Here is a 26,421-nt window from a genome sequence, read left to right on the forward strand (position 1 = left end):
CCGCCTCAGGGCGCCTCCAGCGGCTGCGCCGAAAGACCGCTGAACTCCACGCGCGCGTCCTCCGTGTACACCCCGACGCTGCCCCTCAGATACGGGTGCTCCTGGTCCTCGTAGGAGACCAGGCCCTTCCCGCCGACGCTCACCTCCATCCGCGCGCCCTGCTGGGCGACGTGGACGTCCGACCACGCGCCGACCGGGAACTCTCCGCCACCGGTCGCCAGGAAGCGCTGCCCCCCGCCGTACGCGGGGTCCCGCTTGCCCAGCTCCCAGCCGTTCGGCTTCAGGGTGATGTAGTAGAAGTGCTCGGGGTCGGTGTACGCCCAGACCAGCCACGGCACTTCCCAGGGATTCGGCTTCGGGGTGCGCAGCTGGGCCACCGTCCGCATCCGGGCCCGGAAGTCCACCGACTCGTAGACCGCGGTGGAGACGATCAGCCCGGCGTGCGTCTCCTCCGGCTTCCGGGCCGCCTCGGGGGAGAGCACCAGGCTGTCGTGGCGGCCGATGTTCTCCCCGTGGCCGTCGAACACCGAACGCCAAGGGCCGTGGACGGAACCCTCCGCCCACGGCCGATCGGGCTTGCCGTCACCGGACCCCCAGATGCCGCTCACCGCCAGGGCGGCACCCGCCACCACGACGGCGGCGAGCAGAGCGAGGCCGAGCAGCCGGTGAACTCTCGTCATGCCGTCGAGTATGACCCCGGACCCTCGGGACGGGAGGCGACCAGTGGGACGACGCCCCGATCGGGTCCGGCGTCCGCCCCGAAGTCCTCCGCGAGCTGCGCGACGATCCGGTCGGTGGCGTGCCCGTCCCCGAAGGGATTGCCGGCCGTCGCCATCCGCTCGTACGCGGCCGCGTCGTCCAGCAGCCGCATCGCCGCGTCCAGGATGGCCTCCGGCTCGGTGCCCACCAGCCGCGCCGCGCCCGCCTCCACCGCCTCGGGCCGCTCGGTCGTCGTCCGCAGCACCAGGGCCGGCTTGCCCAGGGTGGGCGCCTCCTCCTGGATGCCGCCGGAGTCGGTCAGCACGAGGTCGCAGGCGGCCAGCGTCGCGGAGAAGTCCACGTAGCCGAGCGGCTCGACGACCCGGATGGCCGGGTGACCCGACAGCTCCGGCAGCAGCGCCTCCCGCACCGCGGGACTCTTGTGCAGCGGCACCACCATCTCCACGTCACCGCGGTCGGCCAGCCGGCACATGGCCCTGCCCATCGCCCGCATGGTGGCGCCCTGGTTCTCCCGGCGGTGCAGCGTGAGCAGGACGCGCCGCCGGTCGCTCTCGAAGAGGCTGCGCCCACTGCCCTGCTCCAGGACCCACAGCAGATTGTCGATGACGGTGTTGCCGGTGGTGAACACCTCCGCGTCGGGGACGCCTTCGGCCGCCAGGTGGGCGGCGGCCCGCGGGGTGGGGGCGAAGTGCCAGCGGGCCATGCGGCCTATGAGGCGCCGGTTCAGCTCCTCGGGGAAGGGGTTGTCGAGGACACCGGTGCGCAGGCCCGCCTCGACGTGGGCGATGGGCAGGTGTTCGTAGAACGCGGCCAGCGCGCCGGTCAGCGCGGTGCTGGTGTCGCCCTGGACGACGACGAGGTCGGGGCGTTCCTCGCGGACCACCTCGCCCAGTCCGTCCACCAGCCGTGCCGTGAGGGTGGACAGCTGCTGCCGCTCGCGCATCACGTCGAGCTCGGTGTGCACGGGCACCTGGAGGAGGTCCAGCATCTGGTGGAGCATCTCGCGGTGCTGGCCGGTGGTGACGACGACCGGGTCGAAGAGCGGTGAGGCGGCCATGGCGCGGGCCACGGGCGCCAGCTTGATGGCCTCCGGCCGGGTGCCGAGGACGAGCATGGCGCGAACGGGTGCGCTGATGATGTCAGTGGACATGGTTCTCCCTGGACAAGGGCGTGCCGATGGGCGAAAGAGCGCCGCGCGTCAGGTGCGCGCGGTCTTCAGCCAGGTCTGTTTGCCGGTGAGCATCCGCCACAGGCCCCACCATCCGGCGGCGAACCAGATGTAGCCGTAGAGGACGAAGACGTGGGAGAGCAGGATCGAGCGCAGCAGCCCGAGCCCTTTCTCACGCCGGGAGTAGACGAAGGCGTAGACGAACGCCGCGGTGAAGGAGAGGACGTACGGGCCGAGCACCCACCAGGGGGAGATCAGCGAGTGGCCGGCCTCGACGGAGCCGACGACGGTGCCGCCGAGGGCGACCAGGAAGGACACCGGCAGCAGCGAGGTGAGCAGGATGAGGACCGGGCTGGAGAGGTGGTAGAGCAGGTCGACGGCGGGCCGGGTGGGCACCTCGCGCAGGATCAGCGGCACCAGGCCCGCGGACTGCAGGTGGCCCTGGAACCATCGGGAGCGCTGCCGCACCAGGCGGCGCACGTCGAGGACGGCCTGCTGGGAGACCGCAGCGTGGGTGCAGTGCTGATTGACCCAGCCGCGGGCTATCAGCCGTACGCCCAGGTCGAGGTCCTCGGTGAGCGAGTCGCTCCAGGGGCCCGCGCCGTCGGGCCCGAGGAGCGAGTCCAGGGCGGCGAGCCGCATGAACTGCCCGTTGCCGCCCATCCCGACGCTGCCGATGTAGCGCCGGGCGCTCTGGAAGATGTCGCCGTAGATGACGAATTCCATGTCCTGGAGCCGGGCCAGCAGGCCCTTGTCGCGGTTGTACATCCGCACACCGATCTGGGTGCCGCCGGTGCGCGGGTCGTCGAAATACGGGTCGACGGCCTGCACCACGTGCTGGTCGAGCCGGCCGTCGGCGTCCACGACACAGACGATCACCTCGCTCGGGTCGTAGCCGTCGAGCAGGCCGGAGGTGCGCAGGTGGCGGATCCCGGCGTTGAGGGCCGCGCCCTTGCCGCGCCGGGCGTCGGGCAGGTGCCGCTGGAGGAGGTGGACCTTGCCGGGCGCGGCGCGCTCGGCGGCGGCGCGGGCGATGGCGGCGGTGCCGTCGTCGGAGGCGTCGTCGATGACCAGGGCCATGAAGTTGCCCGCGGGCAGGGCTGTGATCCGGGCCAGGCTCTCCCCGAGGACCCGCTCCTCGTTGAGGCAGGCGAGCAGGAAGACGTAGAGACGGGGCCGTCGTGGGCCGCGGCCCCGGCGCATCCGTCGTCTGGACAGGACGAAGAGGGTGGTGTTGTAGCCGCCGGCCATCACGATGATGGCCATGGCGGCCCAGAGGAGTATTCCGCTGATCAAGGCCGTTCCCCGGTGTTCCGCAGCAGGAACCAGAACTTGACCGACAGCATGGCCATCGCGACCGTGCAGTAGAGCAGGAAGCCGGCCCCCGCGGCCTCCTGCAATCCCTGGGCGAAAGGCAGGCCCGGCAGCACTTTCGGTGCCACGGTGAGCCCGGCCATGGGCAGGACTGTGCCCAGCACAGGTTTTCCGTACATGAGTTCCCCCCGAATTCGCCTCGCTTATGAGGCGTGCGGACGGAAGGTATCAGACTCGACCGGTACGACAGTCGAACTTGGGGAGAGTTGTTTGATCGGAATCTCAAATTCGGTGGAACGGTCGTTTGTTAGGGCTGGTCAGAGCCTTGTGTGACGGGTGTGACGAATAGTCCGGACTAATTCCTGTGAACGTAATTGGCCCTCGGGGATCGAATCTGTCTATTGACACCGGCTCTTACGGGCCAGAAGGATTGGCCAACTGCCGGGCCTGGTGATTTGCATGGGGCGACGGCAAAGAAAGCAGCACCCAGGGGGAAACACAATGCAAAAAAGGAGAAGGAGGTCCGTGAAATTCCGGACCTCCTCGGTCATCATGGTGGTCGCCGCACTGCTGGGCGGCCTCGGGCTTTCGTCCACCGCCGAGGCCACGAAGAGCCCGATACCCGGGACGCCCGGCCGGGGCGGCAGCCACCCGATCTCGCTCTCCGCGCAGAGCGCCAAGGACCTGGCCGCCTGGACCCGGTCCCGGCTGGCACTCGAGAAGCAGCGCAAGGCCCACACCCTCGTCGTCCGCCCGGCAGTCCCGGCGGCCGCCACGAAGTCCGCGCCCTCCGCCCCGGTGAAGGCGGCTTCCGCACTGGCCGCCCCGGCCACGGTCACGCAGGCGCAGCCCGCGGTCTTCAAGCAGGCCGCCGCCGCTCCGGCCGCCGCCTCCGCGCTCGTCCTCTACGACAACACCGGCCCGTACGGCCAGCTGGGCGAGCTCTACGCCATGGCCCTGTCCAACCTCGCCGGCCACTTCGGCACCGTGAGCGCCAAGCCCGTCTCCTCCTACACCGCGGGCCTCGTCGGGCAGTACACCGCCACCTTCTACATCGGCTCGACGTACTACGGGGGCTCCGTCCCGGACGCCGTGCCCGCCGCCTTCTACCAGGACGCGCTGACCACCAGTCACCCCGTCACCTGGATCGGCGACAACATCTGGAACATGGCGAACTCCGTCGGCGTCACGCAGTTCGAGCAGCACTACGGCTGGGACCCGACCAACTCCTACTTCGCGCCCAACGGCACCGTCGGGGACATCAACCAGGTCGCCTACAAGGGGCAGACGCTCACCCGCTCCATCCCGGCCGGACAGGACGGCGGCGTCCTGCACCCCGCCCTCCTGTCCGGTCCCGGCTATCCGCAGGTGAACCAGCTCGCCCAGGCCACCGACGCCAACTCCGGCACCACCAGCCCCTGGGCGATCCGCTCGGGCAACCTCACGTACGTCGGTGAGATCCCCTTCGCCTACGTCTCCGAGAGCGACCGCGTCGTCGTCATGGAGGACCTCCTCTTCGACTCGCTCGCCCCGGCGACCGCCGAGCGGCACCGGGCGTTCGTGCGCCTGGAGGACATCAGCCCCAAGTCGGACCCGACACAGCTGCGGGCCATGGCCGACTACCTCTCCTCGCAGAGCATCACCTACGGGATCAACGTCATCCCGACCTACACCGACCCCAAGGGCGTCTACAACAACGGGAAACCGGAGACGGTCACCCTCGCGCAGAGCCCCCAGGTCGTCTCGGCGCTCAAATACATGCTCCAGCACGGCGCCGTGCTGATGAACCACGGGGACACGCACCAGTACAGCAACGTCAACAACCCCTACACCGGCGTCACCGGCGACGACTTCGAGTTCTTCAAGGCGCACGTCGACACCTCCAACAACGTCGTCTACGACGGACCGCCGCCCGAGGACTCCACCCTCTGGGCACAGAGCCGCGTCACCGCGGCCCTCGCCGGCTTCGCCGCCGCCGGGCTGCCCAAGCCGACGCTGTGGACCACCCCGCACTACGCCGCCTCGGCCGCGGACTACCGGGTGTTCGGGCAGAACTACACGGCCCGGCTTGAGCGTTCGCTGTACTTCGCGGGAACGCTCAGTGGCGGAACGGTGGATTCCAGCCGCTACATCGGCCAGTTCTTCCCCTACTGGGTGAAGGACGTCTACGGTACGACCGTGCTCCCCGAGAACATCGGCAACTACGAGCCCCTGCCGTACAACAACCACCCGGCCAGGCTCCCCGCCGACCTCATCGCCTCCGCCAAGGCCAACCTGGCCGTGCGCGACGGCGTGGCGAGCTTCTTCTACCACCCCTACTACGCGGTGGACCCGCTGAAGCAGACCGTCGACGGCATCCGCGCCCTCGGCTACACCTTCGTCGGCCCCACGGAACTCGGCCAGTGAACGCGATGAAGAGGGCGGCCGCCGCACTGGTGGTGACGGCCGCCCTCTTCCTCGCGGGCTGCTCCTCCGGCGGCTCCCCGGACGGCGGGGGGCCCAGCGGCGCGTCCAGCGCCCCACCCGGCGACAGGAAGGTGAGCGGCATGCGGGGCATCACGCTCCCCTCGTGGAACACCGACGACTACGAACGCCCCGAGGCAGGGCAGTTCCTCCGGCAGATCGCCGCCACCGGGGCCCGCTGGGTGACCTTCACCCCCACCTGGTACCAGGACGGCATCACCGACCCCGGCATGCACACCACCGAGGAGACCGCGAGCGACGGCAGCCTCCGCCACATCATCGGCCTCGCCCACGCGAGCGGCCTCAAGGTCATGGTCAAGCCGCACGTCGACCTCGTGAACGGCACCGACCGCGCCGAGATCCGGCCGAAGGACCAGGACGCCTGGTTCCGCGCGTACGGCGACTTCATCACCCACTACGCGAAGCTCGCGGCGGACACCAAGTCCGAACAGCTGTCGGTGGGCACGGAGTTGGCGGGCACCTCGGGGGACGGTACGCGCTGGAGCCGCGTCGTCGCGGCGGTCCGCAAGGCCTACGGCGGACCGCTGACCTACGCCGCCAACTACGACGAGTACCAGAAGGTGGCCTTCTGGGGCGACCTGGACGTCATCGGCGTCGACGCGTACTGGCCGCTGGCGCGGAAGGCCACCACGGACGCGGCCGGGCTGCGGGAGGCGTGGAAGCCGATCGGCGACGAGCTGGCGGCGTTCTCCGCCCGGTGGCACCGGCAGATCCTCTTCACCGAGGCGGGCTACGTCAGCCAGCGCGGCACGACCGCACAGCCGTACTCCTGGACGGTCTCCAAGGCCTCCGGCGACGACGAACAGGCGGCGGCGTACGAGGCGTTGCTCGCGGCGTTCGAGGGCAAGCCGTGGTGGGCGGGCGTGTGCTGGTGGATGTGGGACGACTGGCCGGGCAGCGGGGAGACGGCGAAACGCCTCGCGTACACCCCGCACGGCAAACCGGCGGAGCGGGTGCTGCGGCAGTGGTGGGGGCAGCACTGAACCGCACGGCGGCCGGCCCGGAGCCCGGGCGCCCGGAAATCCGCCGCTCGCCGCCAGGCGTCATGTGTCGCAGTCCAGCACCGAGCCGCACAGCCCGCACCGGGCCCGCAGCCGGCCCTGCACCGGCACCCGCAGCCGCTGGTGGCACGTGGGGCAGGGGAAGCTGACCCGCAGCGGGTCGTGCCCTTCGAAGGCGTAGCCCCCGGCGGGGGAGCTGTGCGCGGAGCGCCGGTCGCGCGCGTAGCGGTGGCGGCCGAGGCGGCCCGCCGCGGCCAGCGGGGGCCGCTGTCCGTCGCGCCGGGCCCGCGCCATGCCCTTCACATACGCGTCGTACGCCTGCGGGCTGGTGAACCACGGCGCGGGATCCTCCCCGAAGGCCAGCGCCCGCTTGGCGAGGACGTAGCCGAACTCCTCGGGCGTGAGATAGCCGAGCTTCTGCGTGGAGACGGACGACTCGCGGTACGCGTCCAGCAGCAGCCAGCCCGAACCGAGGTACGCCGCCGCGGTGTCCGTGAGGATCTCGTTGTCCCGGGTGCCGGGGAAGGCGAGGTCGAGCCGGTGCAGATAGACGTGCATGACCTCGTGCGCGAGGGCCGCGCCGATGTCCTTGCGGTGGGTCTTGAAGCGGGAGTTGAGCTCGATGAAGTATTCGGGGCCGGCGGCGAGTTCGACGCTCCCGGCGTGCCGCATCTCGCGGAAGCTGACGATCATCCGCGCGTCGGGCAGCCGGAGGTGGCGGACCATCGCCCCGGCGACCCGCTGGACGCCCAGATAGGGGTTCTCGTCGTCGGAGAAGGCGACGTCCACCGGGAGCACACTCGCGGCGAAGGAGTGCACGGTGTCGTAGGAGAGCCGCTTGTACAGCGCGGTGATCGCGGAGTGCACGGTGTCCAGGTGCGGAAACCCGTGCGCGATCTCGAGCCCCGAGCCCACGCGACCACCCCCTAGGTCGGTCCTGCGGCTTCCACTGTACGTGGGGGTCTGCCAGGTGGGGGGCCGTTCGCGCCCGCCGCGAGGCGCGGGCGCCGTGCGGGGCGGGGTCCGGGTGCCGTACGCCTGGCCGAAACGGAAGGCTTGTCGCCTGTTCGCCCGCTCCTCATAATCACACCGCACCGCAAGGACTCATGTTCGAATATCGGATTGACATGAGCCTGACAGTTGTTTGTTCGTCGGTGCAACCCTCCACGAAGGGAAGTCCGTTGCGCACCTTCCTCACGACACTGAAGAGAACCGCGGCCGTCCTCGCGGTCACCGCCGCCGCGTTCACCCTCCAGCCCTTCACCCCCGCCCACGCCCAGGACCCCACCCCCCGCCCGCCCGGCCCCCACGTCGTCGGCGGCACCCCCGCCCAGCAAGGCGAATTCCCCTGGATGGTCCGCCTGTCCATGGGCTGCGGCGGCGCCCTCTACACCCACCAGATCGTGCTCACCGCCGCCCACTGCGTCGACGGCAGCGGCCCCAACACCTCGATCACCGCGACCGCGGGCGTCGTCGACCTCCAGTCCTCCCAGGCCATCACCGTCAACTCCACCCAGGTCCTGCAAGCCCCCGGCTACAACGGCACCGGCAAGGACTGGGCCCTCATCAAGCTCGACCGGCCCATCGACCGGCCGACCCTGAAGATCGCCGACACCACCGCGTACAACAACGGCACCTTCACCATCGTCGGCTGGGGCGCGGCCACCGAGGGCGGCCCCCAGGAGCGCTACCTCCTCAAGGCCACCGTCCCCTTCGTCGACGACGCCACCTGCCAGAAGGCGTACGGCGGCGCCCTCACCCCCGGCGACGAGATCTGCGCCGGCTACCTCCAGCAGGGCGGCGTCGACACCTGCCAGGGCGACTCCGGCGGCCCGATGTTCCGCGCGGACGACACCGGCGCCTGGATCCAGGTCGGCATCGTCAGCTGGGGCCAGGGCTGCGCCCGCCCCGGCTACCCCGGCGTCTACAGCGAGGTGAGCACCTTCGCCGCGAACATCAAGGCCGCGGCGGCGAGCCTCGGCGGCTGACGCCGCGGGATCCCACGGCGGGGTGGCCCGGAAACCGGCGCCTGTTCCTGTGTCTGTGACCTCAAGCGCCGGACGGGCTTCGTCCGGGAGCCGTACGGGAACCGGTTCGTCCGCGGGCGCGTCGTGGCCGGTCGCGCAGTTCCCCGCGCCCCTTCGGGCGCGGCCGGACCGCGCCTTCGCCAAGCCCGCGATCCGCCGAACGGATCTCTCCGCTGCGCCGTCCGGTGGGTTGCGCCTCCCCGGACGGCGCAGTCCGGCACGCTGCCCGGTACGGCTTTCCGCGGCCCGTTCACACGACCCCGGTATGACGTGAACGGGCCACCGTCATCCTTTCGGCCGATGCAGGAATGGTCGGACAGTCGACGTGTGGAGCCCATAAAGGTCCGTAACGTGAGAGCAGTGGCCGACCGCCGGCCGCGCGCCGACCCGTCCGTACGAAAGGGACCTCCGTGTCCGCCAAGCACCGCATCGCCGCCGCCACCGTCCTCACCGCCGCCGTCGCCGCGGTGGTCTGGCCGACGGCCGACGCCTTCGCAGCGGGCGCCGCGGACAAGGACGGACACCCCGGCCGCCCCACCACCGTCCGCCAGATCCAGCTCCCGGACGGCAGCCACGCCCGCCTCACCTCCGGCGACGGCGGCACCAAGGCCACGGTCACCACCCACGGCAAGCAGCAGCGCACCATCGACACCACCAGCCCCGCCGCCGACATCGACCGGCTGCACCTGCGGATCATCGGCGGCGACACCGCCCGCCCCACCCTGCGCGCCGCCGTCGACGGCACCGAGGAGCCCAGCTACTACGACTTCACCTCCGGCACCCTGGTCAAGGACCAGCCGAAGGACCAGCAGCGCGACCACCAGCAGCGCGGCACCAAGGCCGCGCAGGGCCACGCCACCAGGCCCGCCCACGACGGCCGCACCCAGCACGGCAACCCGCACACCCGCCCCGCCACCCCGACGGCCGCCGCCGAACACCACGGCAAGGTCCGCGCCGCGTCCAGCAACCCCGTCAAGCGCGTCGTCGAGGCCGGCGAGGCCATCAAGGGCCGGCACGACATCGGCACCCCCGCCATCGCCGGAGCCGCCCTGCTCGCCGCCGGCGGCGGCGCCTACGGCGTGCGGATCGCCCTGCGCCGCTCCGGCCGCACCGGGACGGACGCGTGAGCACAGCGGTTGCGGCACCCCGCCGCCACCGCTGACATGGAAAGACTCCGCCGACCGCGACGCGGCGGCGGGAAACAGGGCGAGGGACAGGCGAGGGACACAGCATGGCGATCACCGTGGTCATCGCGGACGACCAGGAGATGGTCCGCACCGGCTTCCGGATGATCCTGGAGAGCCAGCCCGACATCGACGTCGTCGCCGACGTCGTGGACGGCGAGGCCGCCCTGGCGGCCGTCGAGGAACACCGCCCCGACGTCCTCCTCCTCGACATCCGCATGCCCAAGCTCGACGGCCTGGAGGTCACCCGCCGCCTGTCCGCGCTCTCCGCCGCCCACCCCGAACACGGCCAGCGCCCCCGCATCGTCATCGTCACCACCTTCGACCTCGACGAGTACGTGCACACCGCCCTCCGCAACGGCGCCTCCGGCTTCCTCCTGAAGGACGCCAGCCCCGCCATGCTCGTCGAAGCCGTGCACGCCGCCGCCGTCGGCGACTCCCTCATCTCGCCCGCCATCACCGTCCGCCTGCTGCGCGACATGGCCCCGGCCGGCACGGCACCGCCCGCCCGCACCCCCTCCGAACCGCTCACCGACCGCGAGGCCGACGTCGTCCGCTGCCTGGCCCGCGGCGCGACCAACGCGGAGATCGCTTCCGAACTCTTCGTCTCCCTGTCCACGGTCAAGACCCACCTGGCGAACGTGCAGCTCAAGCTCGACGCCCGCAACCGCGTCGAGATCGCCGCCTGGGCCTGGGAGAGCGGGCTGGCCGCGGGCGGACCGTGAACAGACTGGCCGGGTGGGCCACCCGGCACCCCCGCCGGGCCGCCATGGCCAAGGCCGCCCTCGGCGCCGTCCTGCTGTGCCTGGTCGGCTTCGAGGGGTTCGCCCTCGCCCGCCAGCCCAGCCAGCCGCACGCCATGGTCCTCGCCTCCGGCGTCGCCGTCTGCCTGTGCGCCGTCCCCTACAGCTGGATCCCGCTGTCCGTGCGCGCCTCCGTCGCGGTCACCGTCTCCCTGACCACCTCCGCCGTCCTCATGGGCACCGCCCACCCCTCCGCCGTCTGGGGCATGGGCGAGGACATCGCCCTGCTCGTCCTGCTGACCGCCGTCGTCCAGCAGGCCCCCGTCCGCCTCGCCGCCACCCTCGGCCCGCTGCTCGGCGCCGCCTGCGTCGCCGCCCCCATGCGCGACCTCGACCCCGGCCGCTTCACCGCCGTCTTCGGCACCCTCACCGTGGTCGTCGCCGCCTACTCCCTGCTCCTGCGCAGCCAGTCGGGCCAGCGCGTACGGGACATGGCGGCCGTACGCACCGCCGAACGCCTCGAACTCGCCCGCGAACTGCACGACCTCGTCGCCCACCACGTCACCGGCATCGTCGTCCAGGCCCAGGCCGCCCGCTTCACCCACCTCGACGGACCCGCCGCCGCGGCCGCGTTCGAACGCATCGAGACCTCGGCGAGCGAATCGCTCCACGCCATGCGGCGCCTCGTCGGCGTCCTGCGCGAAGGCGACGCCCAGACCGAACCCGTCGCCGGCCTGCCCGAGGTGCGCGCCCTCACCGAATCCTTCGCCCGCACCGGCCCGCCCGTCGTCCTCTACATCGAACAGGGCCTGGAGGACTGGATCCCCGGCGACGTCGCCGCCGCCGTCCACCGCGTCGTCCGCGAGGCCCTCACCAACATCCGCAAACACGCCGCCGACGCCACCGCCGTACGCATCGGGGTACGCGGCGTCCCCGCCGGCGTCGAACTGCGCATCGCCGACGACGGCAAGCACGCCGCCACGCTCAACGAACAGGCCAGGGGAGGGGGGTTCGGCCTCGTCGGCCTCAGCGAGCGGGCCAAAGCCATGGGCGGCCTCCTGCGCGCCGGCCCCGCGCCCGAAGGCGGCTGGGAGGTCACCGCCCTTTTCCCCGCACCCCGGCCCCCGCGCTGAGTCAGACCGTCACGGCCGGCTGGCCGTAACACAGACAGAACGGATGCCCCGCCGGATCTCCGAACGCTCCAGAACCACCGTTCTGGAGGACCCCGGTCATGGCGGCATCGAAGCAGGTCAGGGCGGACAGGAAACCCTTGCGCTCTAGCGAGGGCATGGCTCTTCCCTCTCAGCCCGACGCGGGCAGGCGTTCCACACTCTCGAACGCTTCCGTGGACACTGACACGCACCCCGGCTCCGCCGGGCAACCAACTCACCAGACCACGGGCATGGACACCCTTGCCCGGCTCAGGGGCGTACGCGCAGTGCGCCTCTCAGTGCTGACCGACGAGACGACTTCCCCGGAGCGGCAGCGCGAAGCAGACGACCTTGCCGCTGCCGCACTGGGCATCGACTTCGACGGGCGTGAAGCCGTCGACCTGGACGTGAGCGCGTCCAAGGTGGGGCCGTTCGACCGGCCGGAGCTGGGCGCGTGGCTCGCGCGACCGGACGAGTTCGACGCCATCGTGTGGTGGCGTTTCGACCGTGCCATCCGCTCCATGAGCGACATGCACGACTTGGCCAAGTGGGCCAAGAGCCACGGCAAGATGCTGGTCTTTGCAGAGGGAATTGGCGGGGGTCGGCTGGTCTTCGACTTCCGGAACGCCATGGACCCGACCGCTGAGCTCATGATGATGATGCTTGCCTTTGCGGCTCAGGTGGAATCGGCGAGCATTCGCGATCGTGTTTTGGGCGCTCAGGCGGCCATGCGAAAGATGCCCTACCGCTGGAAGGGTGGGCGGCCACCCTATGGGTACATGATCGCTCCCATGCCCAAGGAACATGGTGTGGGAAAGACCCTGGTTCCGGACCCTGACGCTGTGAAGGTAATCGAGCGCATCATCAGAGACCTTCTGTCGGGTGTGACCATTACCAAGATTTGTCAGGATCTCAGGGCGGATAAGGTGCCCACTCCGCGCGACCACTGGTCTCTGAAGGCGGGGCGTAAGACCGGCGGTAAGACCGGTGGGGCCAAGGGGGAGACGACGATACGGGACGTCTTCTGCTGGGTTCCTCAGGTGATACGTAAGGTATGCACTTCCCTCGCGCTGCTGGGATGGAAGCTGCATGACAACAAGCCCGTGCGCGACAGCGAGGGTACGCCGATTATGGCGACTGAACATCCTATCCTGTCGCGCGAAGAGTTTGATGCGATTACGAAGCTCTTTGAGGATCGAAAGCTTGGGCCGCATGATCGCGTTGATCAGAAGTCCAAGTTGCTGCGTGTGATCCATTGCGCAGGGTGCGGTAGCCGCATGTATCACATGTCGAACAAGCGCAAGGGTGTGCAGCGGGAAAGCTACAAGTGCACGGCGCACCTGACGGGAATTGTGTGCCCCGCGTCCGTGACCATCCGGGCCGACTGGGTTGAAGAGTACGTAGAGCGCGAGTTCTTGTCTCTGGTTGGGGATCTCCAGACGCAAAAGACGGTTGTCACGCCTGGATATGACCCCGGCCCTGAAATCGCTGCCACGCTGGCGGAGTTCAGTGCGCATCAGGAAGAGAAGGGGCGGCAGAAGTCGATGGCAGCAAAGCGCGCATGGCAGGAGCGGGCAGAGGCGTTGGACAACCGGCTTGCTGTGCTGGAGAGCACTCCGGCCCGTCCGGAGAAGCGGGAAATGGTGCCGACCGAACGCACTATCCGGGAGTTGTGGGAAGAGGCAGGCGACCAGGAAAGGCGGCATCTCCTCCTTGAAGCGGGGGCGCGTCTGCTGATCAAGAAGGGCACCCGGGGTGGCTGGCGCTCACTGGATGAGTCCCGTGTGAGCTTCGCTTTGGGTAACGGGTTCTTCCGGGAGGCTGCGGACGCGCTCTTCGCGCTCCGCGAGGAACTTGCCTACGAGACTCGGCCGGACATGCCCACAGCGCGTGGCGCAGGTCTCCGGCTTAAGGAGGCGGCCGACTTCCAGACGGCTGCATAGCCGCTGAGGCTCCGAACAGGCCCCGTTGACCTTACTGGTCGGCGGGGCTTCTCCGTGCCCACGAGTCAGGGCCTGGAAGCCCTCTCGCGCCCATCAGGAACGGCAAGCAATCGACCCGCTCTAGGGGTGTGGCGGGCGTGTCACTCGCTCTCTCCTCACTGAGGGAAGGCAACCCGCTCCCTAGACCCATGGAGAGGGCAGGGCGGACCACCTACTCAAGTTAGTAGGTGGTGAGCAGGTGTCCCCCTGTCCCTTTCTGTCCCGCCCATAGACCGGCCAACACCTACCAACGAGAGGGTGCAAACCCAATGGCGATAACCCATGCCCAGGCGCTTCGGCGTGCTACTGAGCGGCTGAATTCTCCGCGTCAGGACGGCGAGAAGTGGTCAACGGACTTCTTCCCACACGGTCACGACGTGCTGGTGAACTACCTTGCTAGACAAGGACGTTCAGGTGACTACGGCAGCCGCTACGAGGACCTTGCCGACCCGCACGCCGTGCATATTCCCGGATGTGCTGAGCGGTCCGTGTCAGCACTGCTGGACGCCGTTGCCGACACGGGGCTATCTGTAGCCGTCGAGATGAAGCCGGGGAAGCCCCCTCGCTTCGGGCTGGGCGGCAAGCACGCCACAGCGGGGCTCATGGACCTTCGCGGCGTCGTCCTGGCCCTTGTGGTCGAGTACGCGGAGAACGGCCGTCAGGCGCCCACTGAACTCGTTTACGCGGCAAGCCGCATCAGCACATCCGGAACACACAGTGGAGGCGTCGCATACCGCTTCGGTAAGGCACTCAAGCGGGTGGTCGGCGCGTGACCGACTCCCTTACGGAGATCCTCAAGGCTCAGGCCAAGGTGACCGCCGGCGGCGCCGAAGCCCTCACACGGGCGGAGGCAGCGCTTCGGCGCTTCGTGTGGTTCCCCGAGCCTCGGCATTTCGATGTGGTGACGCTGTGGACGGCGTACACGCACCTGCTCACGCGCTGCCCTGATCTCCCCGTTGCGCCGCGACTTGGTTTCTTCTCCGGATCACCTGGCAGTGGGAAGACACGCGCTCTGGAAATCCTTAGCCATCTTGCCGCTAACGGTCAGGATGTGGGCTCACTGTCTGCGGCTTCCATGCTCCGCATCATCAGCGCGGCAGCGTCGGCAAACGAGCCGGGTGCATACCCGGTGACGCTATTCCCGGATGAGCTTGACCGTACCTACTCAGCGAACTCCGCTGGAAATCAGGATGACTTGACCATCATCTTGAACTCTGGCTACAAGCGCGGGGCGGTGGTCGTGCGAGCGCATAAAGACAAGCAACAGGAGGTGATTCGTTACCCGTGCTTCGGCCCGGTCGCATTCGCCGGACTGGCAACAGCCCGACTCCCGGACGCGCTACTGACGCGGACTTTCGTGGTTCACACGAAGCGCGCCCGTAGCGAGGAACGCCCCGACTCATTTCTGCCTGTGGCGCACGGTGGCGAACTGAAGAACGTCCATACGGCGCTTGCCGATTGGGCGGCTCAGGCGGCAGTTCGGATCACCGACCCGGCGGACATGCTTGCGGTATTGCTAGATGACCGGATTACCAGCGTCACGGACGGGCGTGACCATGAGATTTGGTCCTGCCTGTTTCTGACCGCCGTCCTCGCGGGCGGGGTCTGGCCTGAACGCTGCCTGGCAGCGATTGAGGCAGCCAAGGAGGACGCTGCGGAGCGGGTAGACGGCTCAGCCTCCGCACGGCTCCTTACAGCGCTCAGGCTGCATTACGCGGCCCGCCCGGCTCATGTCTGGCCAGTCGCTATCAGCAAGGACGACCTTGCCTCTGCCGCAATCGACTTGGACCCGCTGACCTTCCAGAGATTCAGCGGACCCGACGAACTGCGCGCCGAAGACGTTGCCGCCCTTTTGCGTGAGCACGGGCTCAAACAGGTTCGCGTGCGGACGGCACACGGCCGCGCTTACGGCTACCGATGGTCGGACCTTGCCGACGCATGGGAACGCGCTTTGCCGCCGCTCGTGACCGAGCACGACGAAGAGCACGACGGCGAAGGGACGGAAGAGGAAACCGGGTCGCTCTTCCGTCAATAGGCGGGACAGGCAGGGACGCAGGGACACAGAACGAAAGTGCAGAGCAACCGTCTGCCCCGTGTCCCTCTTTGCTGCCCTGCCCCGCTCCACACCAGACCCGGCGAAGGGAAAACGGGCTGTGCCCACTTCAGAAATCCAGCGGCGGACTGCTCCGCTGCCCGTATCACTCCGTAGTGCCGGAGGGGTCAACACGATCAGCGGTTACGCGATCCGCTTCAACGAGCTGAGCCACGACCTAGGCGGCTTCCGAGAGCGAGTTTCCCCGTCCGCGTGGAATCCGGCGACGGCACGCAATGACGTGCTGGCCACGTTCAATCACAACGTTGACAACGTGCTTGGTCGTCGTAGTTCGGGAACGCTCCGCCTGATGGCTGACGCCGTAGGTGTGCGATACGAGATCGATATCCCGAATACCCAACCCGGCCGTGACGTGGCGGAATTGATCAAGCGCGGCGACGTAATCGGCAGCTCATTCGCTTTCCGTGTTAATCCGGGAGGCCAGGAACGAGCAAGTAGCGATGACCCGGAAACTGGCCTGCCTGTTCGTGTCGTCACGTCGATGACCGTTTACGAACTCGGCCCCGTCACGAACCCCGCCTACCCGACCACGACGGCGAGTACTCGCGCACTTGACGCCCTGTACCCGATTGAAAGGGAATCCCGCATGACTGCCGCCCCTATCCGCACCGCTGACGGCTTCCTGCCGGTGAACCGACGCGAGATACCGAACAATTCACAGTGGACGGCCACCGAACCGGCTGGCCTGTGGGTCAACATGATTGGTCCGAAATCGCGGTTCCTGGCCAACATTCCGGCATCCAACAAGTTGCCCATGCATGAGCCCGCGATGATGCTTCCTGCCGTCAAGACTGGAGACGGCGGGTACGTGGATGCAAATACAGCGATTCCCGAGCCTGAGAGCGACCTCACTTCCCGCACCGCTCGCGCAACCAAGTTTGGTGCACTTGAGCGCGCTTCCTCGGAAGTTCTCCAGGACGCACGCCCGGACCTCGTGGCAGGCATCAACCAGTCTCTTGCCGCTGCCCTGGCTCGTGCCATCGATAGGGGCCTATTCCACGGTGCTGGACCGGCCGACCCGAACGACAACCGCCGCGTAATCGGTCTACTCGCTCAGGGAAACACGAAGCATGTGGCCCCGTCCGTGGCGGAGATCAACGCAGCGCTTGAGCGAATGGAGGCGACCGGCGCTGAGGCCACCACCCTTTGGGTTGACCCGATGGCGGCAAAGGCTCTTCGCGTCGAGATTCCGGCCGCCGAGTGGCCGAAGGGAATTTACGGTCTGACCCCTGTTGTCTCTCAGTATCTCCCTGCCAATACGGCGATTGTCGCTGATGCTTCCCGGATTTTCGTCGGCCTGCACACTGATATCTCCATCACTGTCTCGCGGGTTGCGCCACAAGCATTTTCCGAGGATCGTGCGCTGTTCCGTGCGATTGCTCGTGTGGCTGGTGTGTGGGTGCAGGAATCGGGTTCGGTGCAGATCATCAGTTCCACCCTGCCGGACAACATCCCGGACCTTATGGCCTTCGCAGACAAGCCTGAGCTTGATCTCAACCATCCGACTGCGCTTGCCGATGAAGCCGCTAAGCACGTCGCCGAACTTGAGGCACGGCAGGCGGGGGTGGAGAAGTGAGGGGGGAATCTAAAGAGGGGGGTACCCTGACAAGATGGTGTGACCTTCTCGTCGGGCACATCCGTTGGCTTGGCCGTTCTCCTGAACGAGAGCCCGAGATCATCGCGGCGTGTGTTCGTCTCGCCCGACTGAGAACGGATGTACTCCGCTGCGAACCATGCGATGCGTTCGGGCCGTCCAAGGCGGTCGGTGTTGGGTGGCGATCACCCATTCAGCGCGGTGGGAAGCGGACGCGGGAGAACCTGAGTGTGATGTGCCGGGGCTGCTGGATTGAGTCGGGCCGGACTGACTGGCTCGCTGTTCCCACGGGCGCACGTCTCCATGAGCAGGCGACACCGAACGATTCGCCCATCCAAGTGATCGAGCTCTGACGGCCGGCTCGAAGGGAAGGGGTAACCGCTCCCAAAGTTGGCAGGGGTCCCCTTCCCCGATCCCGGCCCCAGCTCGCCTTTCATGTCCGTCCCGGACGCGAGAAATCCAAAGTGTCCGCCAAACCACAGGAGAAAATTGAAGAGACGATGTGCTCACGCGCCATGCGACGTGGAACTACCCGCCGATGGTGACCAGCGGACGCGCTATTGCAGCGATGCGCACCGGAAGGCGGCAGCGCGCGCCCGGAAGGCTGCCGACAGAACGGCCGCGACGAAGCCCGAGATGGTCTCCGAGGGCGACGGGGAGCGTTACGAGGACCTTCGGGCCGTTTGGGGCGCCCTGGTTGCCCAGATCGCCAGGGACGGGGTTCTTGTGCCTGGCAGCGCCGGGGCGCCGGTCGCGCATCCGGGTCTTCGCTTCCTGGCCCAGCTCGATGCCGCCCTGTCGGCCCACGAGCGGGCCACCGACGTCGGAGACGTTGACCCGCTTGCCGCTATGAGGGCGGCCGCCCGCGCTGCCGTAGAGGAGTCCCGCCGTGTATGACCCGAACTTCGCTGCGATCATGCGTCACCAGCCGGACGAGAACGGCGAATCGCTGTACCAGCGTCAGCGCCGCTGGGCTGACAGCCTGCCGTCCGTGAGTGATGAACTCCGGGAACTGGCTTGCGTGTTGGCCGACGAAGACCCCGAGAATATCGGCACGCACCCGCTATGGCCGCTCTTCTCGGAGCTGTACCGCGCTGAGGCCGGGTGCGACCCCGACCCGGCCGCCCTGGGTGTCATCTGTGAGTGCCCGGAGCACTTCTGACCACTGCCCCCGACGACTGCCCGTGCTGGGCGGCCGTCGGGGGCCTTTTGCGTTGGGCGCGAATCCAGGCCGATCCCCGATTGAGGATGGCAGGCGCTACCTCATTCCCTGGGCGACCGGTTGTACTCGGCCATTGTGGGCTTAGAGGTTGATGCGTCCTTGAAGGTCAGTTCCCATGGACCAGTGTTCACGTCGAAATCCTTGCCGAAGCCGACCCACTTGCCGCTCATCTTCCGGCCCGTAGGTTCGACAAGGAGCTGAATAGCCCCGTGGTAGACGGCCCCGGCGTAGTAGCCATCCCTTGCTGTTTCCTCGCGCCATGTTCCCGTGACCACGTTTCCTTCAACGGTCAGGTCGAGCGTCAGCGGAGAATTCGGGTTCGAAGAGCCTTCCGGTAGTGAGCGCGCCGTCAGCTTGTTGCCGTGCTGGAGCACCACTACATAGTGCTCTCCGGTGAAGTCGGATTCCCGCCCCGACGAGTGGTACTCGTATCGGGACAGCCAGATGCCGGACAGTGTTCCGTGATCGTTGTGCTTGGTCATGGGGGCGATACCTCCTGGGGCTGTTGCGGCTCGCGCCTTCGCCGCCTCTCGCTGTTCTGGTTCACGACCGTTCAGCACGGCTGACTCTGTCGCTCGTGCGTTCGGCCCCGGTGGGGCGAACCCTAAAGCCTCGATCGGTAGACCTGTCACGCGCTCCAGGGCCCTGGCGTAGACGGGGCGGGGGTTGAGGACCTTCCCTGACTCCCATCGCTGAACGTTGCGTTTGGCGCAGTCGTTCGGTTCACCTGATTCCTTCCCCGCCTGACGTATGGCGAGAGCTAGATCATCTTGCGACATGCGCAGGCTGATTCTGACGGCACGAAGGATCGTGTTGGGTTCGGCCACGCCTTCGACAGTAGGGCGCTGGGCGACAGTTGGTCACCGGTTTTGACCGACGAATGACGCCGGTATGACGCCTTGACGGTCGCCGCGCTGCCTCTGCGCCCGGCGGTACATCTGTGGCACTGACGGGGGCAACGCCCGAAGGGATTGGCCTGCATGAGCACACGTGCCGTGATCAGACGCGCTGATTGGATCGTTCGGCCCGACCACGAGCCGGACGCGAAGCCCCACACCTACGCCCAGGAGTGCGAGGTGTGTGGCGAGGGTTCCCCCCGGAGCACCGACCAGGAGGTTGGTTCGCTCTGGATCTTGGAGCACGTCAGGGCCAACCCGTCGCACCACTCCTACACGCAGATCGTCAAGCGCCCGTTCCACGCGTGGATGAGGTAGCCGTGATCCGACGCGCAGTCCTCCGATGGGCCGGTGCGATCTGGGCCACGACGGTCGTCGTCTCCGTCGCCCTGGTGATCCCGCTTGCGATCATCAGCAACCCGTACCACCGGTGAGCCCCCGCCTTGATGGCTGAGGCGGCAAATACACGCAACCGAAAAGGAGAGTGCAGTGGTGAACACCACCCTTGTTCGTCCGGCTCCCGAGAGGGTGTCCGAGCGTGCACGAGAGATCCTCTCGGCAATTGAGGCCGACCCGGAGTTCGAGCGTCTGCGCACCGGGTGCGCCAAGTACGACAAGGACTGGCAGTGCTTCACGGGCTACGCGCTCGTCGACGGCTTCGACGTCGAGAAGGACACCGTTCCGCTGTTCCCGGAAGCCCTCCGGGCAATGGCGATCAAGTCGGCCGTCTACGAGATGACGGATGGTGACGAGTACGCGGCAGAGGTTCCCGTCTCCGTCCCCGTGGACGAGATGATCCACGCCCTTGCCGCTCAGTTCACCGTGCTGAGCCGTGTTCAGGAGCGGACTGGGATCAAGTTCGTTCACGCCACGGACCGCGAGGAAATTGGCGGCTGGGACCACGGCGACTACACGCACCAGGTCTACCGGGCCGCGTGGGGGCCGGTGAACGAGCGGTTCTGGATCGGCAAGGCCGAAACCGAGAAGCGGCGCGCTGCCGCCATCAAGAAGTATGAGCCGCTGGGTGTCTTCGAAGGCGGACGCAGGTTCGCCCCCGGCTTCGCCACGGCGAGCTAGCTGAGAGCGCGGCGCAGCGTCGTGATGACGTCCACTCCGGGGAAGGTACGGGGAATCTCGGTGGCGGCTTGCTCGATCAGCAATTCGAGCACTCCCGGCGCTGCGCTGTGCATGACGTCGCGCAGGTACGAGTCCAGCTCGGCTACGTCGTCAGGCAACGCAAGCTTCGTGGCCACGGGCAAGCCATCGGTCTTGTATCTCCCCGCAGGGATGCCCACCTTCTCCGGATGCACGCACACGGGCACGCCGTCGGTGGTGTACCGGTGCCCGTCGGCGGGGTTGAACGGGCAGTCGCGCGAGGGCCGTTCGAACACGTCGAAGGCTCCGAGAGGGAAGCGGCGTGACGGGCAGATCCCGCATGCCGGGTGCTCATCGCTGGTGACGTAAGCCTCAGCCATGGCACCGAAGCCTAGGCCCCTGGTCGCCCCGTCTGTGCGTTTCTCCCCCGAGGCGCATGGGCGGGGCTTCATGCTGCCGTCGACAGCCCGGTACCGTAGAACGGTAAGTCGAGAGCGTTCGGGTCCCTGAACACCCGGAACCCCCTCGTCCGGCCACCGCTGTCGTGCAGGAACACCGCACCGAGCGCCTCCACCGCACGCTGCGCCACCTCCACGTCCTCGACCGTGTCCACCTCGAAGTCCAGGTGGAACTGCTGCGGACGCTCCGGATCCGGCCACCGCGGCGGCCGGTGGTCCGCCACCTTCTGGAACGAGAACCGCCGCCCGTCCGGCGCGTACAGCTCCACCCACTCCGGATCCGCCGCATCCAGCCGCCCGCCGAGGATCCCCGCGTAGAACGTGCCCAGGGCCACCGGGTCCGGACAGTCGATCACCGTGCTCAGAAGTTTCGCGATCATCATCGGATGATGCCCGCCCCCAGCCGTTAGTCCAACATCCGCTCACCCTTTGTCCATGGTCGCCCGCCCGTCCACCCCTCAAGGTGGCGCCGTACGGACCGCACGGAGGGAGCGCGCAGCATGGACCCCGAACCCGCGGACACAGGCCCCACCCGGCGGGCCGTCGTCCTCACCACCGCCCTCGCCGGCGTGACCACCGCCCTCCCCGCCGCCACCGCGAGCGCCGCACCACGGGAGGCCGTCCTGCGCTCCACCGCGCTCGACGTCCGCGTCGACACCGCCTTCCCCCGTGTCATCTCCTACACCGACCGCACCACCGGAGCCACCCTGCACGCCCAGGAGGACCCCCTCACCACCCTCCTCGTCGACGGCATCACCCACACCCCCCACGTCACCACCACCACCCACCACGACCGCGCCCACTACACCCTCACCCTCCCCGGCAACACCCGCGTCGACGTCGAGATCCACACCGACGCCTGGCTCGTCCACTGGCGCGTCACCCGCATCACTGACACCCCCGCCCTGCGCATCGGCACCCTGGAGATCCCCGCACTGGCCCTGCTCAGCGTCCGCAGCACCCAGGACGCCCCCACCCTGCTCGCCGCCCGCCTCCAGCTCGACAAGAACACCAGCGGCGACACCCTCGTACGCCCCACCCCCACCACACCCGCCGACCCCCGGCCCACCGGCTGCGCCTACGCCGTCGTCAGCGCGGGCCCGCTCGCCGCCGCCGTCGAGACGAACACCAGCTACGACCGGCCCGACGCGCACAGCGCCTGGGAGAACGGGCGCCTGTGGTGGCAGACCCTCCGCCGCGACGGCTACACCAAGACCCAGCTCACCTGCGGCCAGTGGACCCACCGCGCCGCCGGAGCCGCCGCCTCCGACACCGAGCCGCTGCCCCGCGCCACCGTCGTCCTCACCCGCGACCGCAACGGCGACGGGAAGACGGACTGGCAGGACGCCGCCATCGCCTTCCGCGACATCATGACCGACCCGCCCGGCGCCGACGAACAGCACCTGCGCGTCGTCCCCCACATCCCCTTCAACTTCGCCAGCCAGGCCACCAACCCCTTCCTGGCCACCCTCGACCACATCAAACGCATCGCCCTGGCCACCGACGGACTACGGCAGTTCACCCTCCTCAAGGGCTACCAGTCCGAAGGCCACGACTCCGCCCACCCCGACTACGGCGGCAACTACAACGAACGCGCCGGCGGACTCGCCGGCCTCAACACCCTCCTGCGCACCGGCAAGAAGTGGAACAGCGACTTCGCCGTACACGTCAACACCACCGAGGCCTACCCCGTCGCCCACGCCTTCTCCGAGCAGCTCGTCGACAGACACGACCGGCAGTGGGACTGGCTCGACCAGTCCTACCGCATCGACGCCCGCCGCGACCTCCTCTCCGGCGACATCGCCCGCCGCTTCCGGCGCCTGCGCGACGAGACCCACCCCGCCCTCGACACCCTCTACATCGACGTCTACCGCGAATCCGGCTGGACCTCCGACCGCCTCCAGCGCACCCTGCGCGCCCAGGGCTGGCACATCACCACCGAATGGGGCCACGGCCTGGAACGCTCCAGCCTCTGGTCGCACTGGGCGGCCGAGACCGACTACGGCCCCGACACCTCACGCGGCGTCAACTCCCGGCTGATCCGCTTCATCCGCCACCACCAGAAGGACGTCTTCGCCGACAAATGGCCCCTCCTGGGCACCGCGAAACTCGGCACCTTCGAAGGCTGGCAGGGCAAGACCGACTGGGCCCCCTTCCACCGGCAGCTGTGGACCGAGAACCTCCCCGCCAAATACCTCCAGGCATACCCGATCCACACCTGGGAAGACCACCGCGTCACCTTCGCCGGACCCACCCGCACCACCGTCTGTGACGAGGACGGCACCCGCCGCATCACCACCGACGGCCGCACCGTCTACGAAGCCGGCACCTACCTCCTGCCCTGGGAACCCCGCACCGCCACCGACCCCGCCAAGCTCTACCACTACAACCCCCAGGGCGGCACCACCACCTGGACCCTCCCACGCGGCTGGTCACGGCAGCACACCGTCGTACTCCACCGCCTCACCGACCAAGGCCGCGCCGACACCCGCGAACTGCCCGTACGCGACGGCACGATCACCATCGACGCCACCGCCGGACAGCCCTACGTCCTCACCCGCACCCACCGCGCCGCCGCCCTCCCCGACAACCCCTCCTGGGGCGAGGGCACACCCCTGCGCGACCCCGGCTTCCACTCCGGCACCCTCGACGCCTGGCACGTCACCGGGCCGGCCACCGTCGCCCTCAGCAGCGTCGGCGACCACGAGCTGGTCATCGGCGCCGGGGGAGCGGCCGCCGTCGCCCAACGCCTCAGCCGCCTCGCACCAGGCACCTGGACCGCCTCCGTCCAGGTCGAGATCGGCGACACCGCGGGGGAGCGGCGCCGGGCCCGGCTGGAGATCCGCACGGCCGACGGCATCACCGCCGCCAACTGGACCGACACCTCCACAGCCGTCAACCACGTCGCCGCCGACCGCAAACACGGCACCCGCTTCCAGCGCATGTTCACCCCCTTCACCGTGCCTCCGGCGGGCGGACCCGTCACCCTGACCCTCACCGCCGCCGCCGGACAGGCCCGCGTACGGTTCGACGCCGTACGCGTCGTCCGCACCGCCCACCCCCCGGCCACCCCCGAAGGCACCCTCGTCCACGAGGACTTCGAACACGTCCCCCAGGGCTGGGGACCCTTCGTCAAAGGCGACGCGGGCGGCGCCACCGACCCCCGCACCCACATCGCCCAGCGGCACGCCCCCTACACCCGACGCGGCTGGAACGGCAAAGCCGTCGACGACGTCGTCGACGGCACCCAGTCCCTCAAATCCCGGGGCGAGAACGAAGGGGTCGTCTACCGCACCGTCCCCCACACCGCCCGCTTCACCCCCGGCCACCGCTACCGCGTCACCTTCCGCTACGAGAACGAGACCGCCGGACAGTACGCCTGGATCACCGCCGTCGACGAACCCGCACCACGCGAGATCCACCGCACACCCCTGCCCACCGCCACCCAACCGGCCACCCACACCTACGAATTCACCGCCCCCACCGGCGGCGAGGCGTGGGTCGGCCTGCGCAAGACCGGCGACGACGGCACCGCGGAATTCATCCTGGACACCTTCACCGTCCACGACCTCGGAACGTAACCCCCCACGGGCCCGCCCCGCTGGTCGCCGCCACCGGCCGGTGACCAGCGGGAACCGGGGCGGCCCCACCGCAATCCCCCCGCCCCCTGGCAGGAAAGCCCCGCATCCACGAAGATCGGCCCCGGAGAACCCCGACCCGGGAGGCCCAGCCGCATGTATCACACATGGATGAGGTACTTCACCCCCGGCCCGGTGCACCACCGGCTCGGACTCACCTGCCTCGGCGTCGGCCTCCAGCACGGCGAACTCCCCACCGTCGGCCCCCGCACCCTCGACCACCACGTCGCCGTCGTCATCAGCGCCGGCACCGGCTGGCTCCGCACCCCCGACGGCCACACCCGCACCGTCACCGCCCCCGCCCTCATCTGGCTCACCCCCGGCACCCCCCACCACTACGGCGCCGCCCCCGGCACCGGCTGGGACGAGAGCTTCGTCGACTTCACCGGCCCCGCCGTCACCGCCTACACCGAACTCGGCTACATCGAACCCCACCGCCCCCTCGTCCCCCTCACCGACACCACCGCCGCCCGCGCCGCCATCAGCCGCATCGTCCGCGCCGCCCGCCGCGGCAACCCCCACCTCGAAGTCGAGACCTCCGCCGCCGTCCACGAACTCCTCATCGCCCTCCACGGCGCCCGCGCCGACACCGCGCCCGGCACCGACCCCGTCCTCGCCGCCCTCGCCCGCGACGCCTTCCTCCCGCTCTCCGTCGCCCAGCACGCCGCACGCCACGGCATGACCCCCACCGAACTGCGCACCGCCGTCCGCCGCGGCGCCGGATGCAGCCCCAAGGACTACCTCCTGCACATCCGCCTCGGCCGCGCCAAGGAACTCCTCGCCGCCACCGAACTGCCCATAGCGGCCGTCGCCCGCCGCGTCGGCTACGACGACCCCGCCTACTTCAGCCGCCTCTTCGCCCGCCGCGTCGGCACCGCACCCGTCCGCTTCCGCCGCCGCCAGGGCCGCACCGTGCCCGGCGGCTGGAGCGACCGCGTCCCCGATCCGGAGCACCCACCGGTCATCGGACCCCGCACTTCCACATAGGCTCGGTGACCATGACCGACAGTGCCCCCGAGTCCGCCGAGTCCGCCAGCGCCGAGCTGAGCCGACTGCGCGACAGCATCGACAACATCGACGCCGCGGTGATCCACATGCTCGCCGAGCGGTTCAAATGCACCCAACAGGTCGGCCACCTCAAGGCCGCCCACAAACTGCCCCCCGCCGACCCGGCCCGCGAGGCCCGCCAGATCGCACGCCTGCGCGAACTGGCGGAGAACGCGAAGCTGGATCCCGCGTTCGCGGAGAAGTTCCTGAACTTCATCATCGCGGAGGTCATCCGCCACCACGAGACGATCGCCCGCTCCTGATCCGGCGGCGGCTGCCGTTGGCGGCGGCTTCGGCGTGTGGGTGCGGGTTGTGTGCGCCTGCGGCGGGCGGCCTCAATCGCCGGCCGGGCTTGGGTGGTGGTGGGTGCCGGGGGTGGGGCCTCCGGGCTGGGGACCTGGAACGCGGTGCGGGCGCCGTGCCTCGTATTGGGTGCCGTGAAGTCGCACCGCGTTCCAGAACCCCACCCTCCGACCCCACCCCCTCCCGCCGGAGGGCAACATCGGGTTGTGGGGTGCGCCATTCTTTTCAGCCCGTTGGGGGCACCTCTGGGGGCACCCCCGGACGGAGTCTGGGGGAGGTAG

At 68.9% G+C, this 26,421-nt stretch carries 23 protein-coding genes; 15 read left to right on the plus strand and 8 right to left on the minus strand.

The genetic code is table 11. The features are described 5' to 3' along the window. Nucleotides 1-5: 5 nt before the first annotated feature. From ACFY1P_RS12180 to ACFY1P_RS12195, 4 genes are read right to left on the minus strand one after another with little or no spacing between them, the layout of a single operon-like run. Nucleotides 6-680: a calcium-binding protein gene (locus tag ACFY1P_RS12180; protein WP_390750562.1), complete on the minus strand. Its 675-nt coding sequence runs from the start codon at nucleotides 678-680 to the stop codon at nucleotides 6-8. Further along, a complete protein-coding gene (gene wecB, locus ACFY1P_RS12185; protein WP_361526753.1) occupies nucleotides 677-1,870 on the minus strand; it encodes a non-hydrolyzing UDP-N-acetylglucosamine 2-epimerase in 1,194 nt (397 codons plus the stop codon). The genes ACFY1P_RS12180 and wecB overlap by 4 nt, the downstream gene beginning before the upstream one ends. A gap of 48 nt (nucleotides 1,871-1,918) precedes the next feature. Further along, entirely contained in the window at nucleotides 1,919-3,184 is a 1,266-nt protein-coding gene (locus tag ACFY1P_RS12190) for a glycosyltransferase family 2 protein (RefSeq protein WP_361526756.1), read from the minus strand. Further along, a complete protein-coding gene (locus ACFY1P_RS12195; RefSeq protein WP_361526759.1) occupies nucleotides 3,181-3,366 on the minus strand; it encodes a hypothetical protein in 186 nt (61 codons plus the stop codon). The genes ACFY1P_RS12190 and ACFY1P_RS12195 overlap by 4 nt, the downstream gene beginning before the upstream one ends. A 361-nt stretch (nucleotides 3,367-3,727) precedes the next feature. On the opposite strand from ACFY1P_RS12195, the gene ACFY1P_RS12200 reads away from it, so the two are divergent. After that, nucleotides 3,728-5,608 (plus strand): DUF2334 domain-containing protein, encoded by a 1,881-nt coding sequence (locus ACFY1P_RS12200; protein ID WP_390750563.1) that lies wholly within the window; start codon nucleotides 3,728-3,730, stop codon nucleotides 5,606-5,608. 5 nt (nucleotides 5,609-5,613) lie between these two features. Next, nucleotides 5,614-6,669: a glycoside hydrolase family 113 gene (locus tag ACFY1P_RS12205; protein WP_390750578.1), complete on the plus strand. Its 1,056-nt coding sequence runs from the start codon at nucleotides 5,614-5,616 to the stop codon at nucleotides 6,667-6,669. Between the two features lie 60 nt (nucleotides 6,670-6,729). Here ACFY1P_RS12205 and ACFY1P_RS12210 read toward each other — a convergent pair whose 3' ends face one another. Beyond that, on the minus strand, nucleotides 6,730-7,602 hold the full coding sequence (locus tag ACFY1P_RS12210; RefSeq protein WP_361526765.1) for a hypothetical protein: 873 nt from the start codon (nucleotides 7,600-7,602) through the stop codon (nucleotides 6,730-6,732). A 266-nt stretch (nucleotides 7,603-7,868) separates the two neighbouring features. On the opposite strand from ACFY1P_RS12210, the gene ACFY1P_RS12215 reads away from it, so the two are divergent. The 9 genes from ACFY1P_RS12215 (at nucleotide 7,869) to ACFY1P_RS12255 (ending at nucleotide 18,643) form a co-directional block, all read left to right on the plus strand. Beyond that, nucleotides 7,869-8,675 carry a serine protease gene (locus ACFY1P_RS12215; protein ID WP_361526768.1) on the plus strand — a complete coding sequence of 269 codons (807 nt, stop codon included), beginning with the start codon at nucleotides 7,869-7,871 and terminating at the stop codon, nucleotides 8,673-8,675. A 449-nt stretch (nucleotides 8,676-9,124) separates the two neighbouring features. Continuing rightward, entirely contained in the window at nucleotides 9,125-9,841 is a 717-nt protein-coding gene (locus tag ACFY1P_RS12220; protein ID WP_361526771.1) for a hypothetical protein, read from the plus strand. Between the two features lie 104 nt (nucleotides 9,842-9,945). Next, nucleotides 9,946-10,623: a response regulator transcription factor gene (locus ACFY1P_RS12225; protein WP_361526774.1), complete on the plus strand. Its 678-nt coding sequence runs from the start codon at nucleotides 9,946-9,948 to the stop codon at nucleotides 10,621-10,623. A gap of 5 nt (nucleotides 10,624-10,628) precedes the next feature. Then, nucleotides 10,629-11,774 carry a histidine kinase gene (locus ACFY1P_RS12230; RefSeq protein WP_361526797.1) on the plus strand — a complete coding sequence of 382 codons (1,146 nt, stop codon included), beginning with the start codon at nucleotides 10,629-10,631 and terminating at the stop codon, nucleotides 11,772-11,774. 269 nt (nucleotides 11,775-12,043) lie between these two features. Next, entirely contained in the window at nucleotides 12,044-13,735 is a 1,692-nt protein-coding gene (locus ACFY1P_RS12235) for a recombinase family protein (protein WP_390750564.1), read from the plus strand. Between the two features lie 416 nt (nucleotides 13,736-14,151). Continuing rightward, a complete protein-coding gene (locus ACFY1P_RS12240) occupies nucleotides 14,152-14,547 on the plus strand; it encodes a hypothetical protein (protein WP_390750565.1) in 396 nt (131 codons plus the stop codon). Further along, on the plus strand, nucleotides 14,544-15,809 hold the full coding sequence (locus ACFY1P_RS12245; RefSeq protein ID WP_390750566.1) for a DUF3631 domain-containing protein: 1,266 nt from the start codon (nucleotides 14,544-14,546) through the stop codon (nucleotides 15,807-15,809). Before ACFY1P_RS12240 ends, ACFY1P_RS12245 begins: the two co-directional genes overlap by 4 nt. 58 nt (nucleotides 15,810-15,867) lie before the next feature. After that, complete coding sequence (locus ACFY1P_RS12250; protein WP_390750567.1) at nucleotides 15,868-17,463, plus strand: HK97 family phage prohead protease; 1,596 nt, start codon at nucleotides 15,868-15,870, stop codon at nucleotides 17,461-17,463. Between the two features lie 907 nt (nucleotides 17,464-18,370). Further along, complete coding sequence (locus tag ACFY1P_RS12255) at nucleotides 18,371-18,643, plus strand: hypothetical protein (protein ID WP_390750568.1); 273 nt, start codon at nucleotides 18,371-18,373, stop codon at nucleotides 18,641-18,643. 101 nt (nucleotides 18,644-18,744) lie between these two features. Here the strand turns inward: ACFY1P_RS12255 and ACFY1P_RS12260 are convergent, their stop codons facing one another. Then, nucleotides 18,745-19,482 (minus strand): XRE family transcriptional regulator, encoded by a 738-nt coding sequence (locus ACFY1P_RS12260; RefSeq protein WP_390750579.1) that lies wholly within the window; start codon nucleotides 19,480-19,482, stop codon nucleotides 18,745-18,747. A gap of 606 nt (nucleotides 19,483-20,088) precedes the next feature. Here ACFY1P_RS12260 and ACFY1P_RS12265 point away from each other — a divergent pair. Further along, nucleotides 20,089-20,676 carry a hypothetical protein gene (locus tag ACFY1P_RS12265; protein WP_390750569.1) on the plus strand — a complete coding sequence of 196 codons (588 nt, stop codon included), beginning with the start codon at nucleotides 20,089-20,091 and terminating at the stop codon, nucleotides 20,674-20,676. Here ACFY1P_RS12265 and ACFY1P_RS12270 read toward each other — a convergent pair. Further along, the gene (locus ACFY1P_RS12270; RefSeq protein WP_390750570.1) at nucleotides 20,673-21,074 is read right to left on the minus strand and encodes a hypothetical protein; all 402 of its coding nucleotides are present in this window, start codon (nucleotides 21,072-21,074) and stop codon (nucleotides 20,673-20,675) included. The genes ACFY1P_RS12265 and ACFY1P_RS12270 overlap by 4 nt on opposite strands. A 68-nt stretch (nucleotides 21,075-21,142) precedes the next feature. Continuing rightward, the gene (locus tag ACFY1P_RS12275) at nucleotides 21,143-21,532 is read right to left on the minus strand and encodes a VOC family protein (RefSeq protein WP_390750571.1); all 390 of its coding nucleotides are present in this window, start codon (nucleotides 21,530-21,532) and stop codon (nucleotides 21,143-21,145) included. A gap of 120 nt (nucleotides 21,533-21,652) precedes the next feature. Here ACFY1P_RS12275 and ACFY1P_RS12280 point away from each other — a divergent pair, with 120 nt between their 5' ends. From ACFY1P_RS12280 to ACFY1P_RS12290, 3 genes are all read left to right on the plus strand, one after another. Beyond that, nucleotides 21,653-24,733 carry an endo-alpha-N-acetylgalactosaminidase family protein gene (locus ACFY1P_RS12280; RefSeq protein WP_390750572.1) on the plus strand — a complete coding sequence of 1,027 codons (3,081 nt, stop codon included), beginning with the start codon at nucleotides 21,653-21,655 and terminating at the stop codon, nucleotides 24,731-24,733. Between the two features lie 153 nt (nucleotides 24,734-24,886). Next, nucleotides 24,887-25,777, plus strand: coding sequence for an AraC family transcriptional regulator (locus ACFY1P_RS12285; protein ID WP_361526783.1), 891 nt, complete (start codon nucleotides 24,887-24,889; stop codon nucleotides 25,775-25,777). Between the two features lie 11 nt (nucleotides 25,778-25,788). Further along, the gene (locus ACFY1P_RS12290; protein WP_361526786.1) at nucleotides 25,789-26,100 is read left to right on the plus strand and encodes a chorismate mutase; all 312 of its coding nucleotides are present in this window, start codon (nucleotides 25,789-25,791) and stop codon (nucleotides 26,098-26,100) included. The last annotated feature ends 321 nt before the right edge of the window (nucleotides 26,101-26,421 follow it).

This window comes from Streptomyces sp. NPDC001407, assembly GCF_042895325.1.
GTDB lineage: Bacteria > Actinomycetota > Actinomycetes > Streptomycetales > Streptomycetaceae > Streptomyces.

What these genes read in the sequence shown, in the direction of transcription:
- ACFY1P_RS12205 (WP_390750578.1), top strand. Translation starts at nt 5,614, where the DNA reads ATGAAGAGGGCGGCCGCCGCACTGGTGGTGACGGCCGCCCTCTTCCTC.
- ACFY1P_RS12290 (WP_361526786.1), top strand. Translation starts at nt 25,789, where the DNA reads ATGACCGACAGTGCCCCCGAGTCCGCCGAGTCCGCCAGCGCCGAGCTG.
- ACFY1P_RS12275 (WP_390750571.1), bottom strand. Translation starts at nt 21,532, where the DNA reads ATGATCGCGAAACTTCTGAGCACGGTGATCGACTGTCCGGACCCGGTG.
- ACFY1P_RS12270 (WP_390750570.1), bottom strand. Translation starts at nt 21,074, where the DNA reads ATGGCTGAGGCTTACGTCACCAGCGATGAGCACCCGGCATGCGGGATC.
- ACFY1P_RS12235 (WP_390750564.1), top strand. Translation starts at nt 12,044, where the DNA reads ATGGACACCCTTGCCCGGCTCAGGGGCGTACGCGCAGTGCGCCTCTCA.
- ACFY1P_RS12280 (WP_390750572.1), top strand. Translation starts at nt 21,653, where the DNA reads ATGGACCCCGAACCCGCGGACACAGGCCCCACCCGGCGGGCCGTCGTC.
- ACFY1P_RS12225 (WP_361526774.1), top strand. Translation starts at nt 9,946, where the DNA reads ATGGCGATCACCGTGGTCATCGCGGACGACCAGGAGATGGTCCGCACC.
- wecB (WP_361526753.1), bottom strand. Translation starts at nt 1,870, where the DNA reads ATGTCCACTGACATCATCAGCGCACCCGTTCGCGCCATGCTCGTCCTC.
- ACFY1P_RS12285 (WP_361526783.1), top strand. Translation starts at nt 24,887, where the DNA reads ATGTATCACACATGGATGAGGTACTTCACCCCCGGCCCGGTGCACCAC.
- ACFY1P_RS12180 (WP_390750562.1), bottom strand. Translation starts at nt 680, where the DNA reads ATGACGAGAGTTCACCGGCTGCTCGGCCTCGCTCTGCTCGCCGCCGTC.
- ACFY1P_RS12260 (WP_390750579.1), bottom strand. Translation starts at nt 19,482, where the DNA reads ATGTCGCAAGATGATCTAGCTCTCGCCATACGTCAGGCGGGGAAGGAA.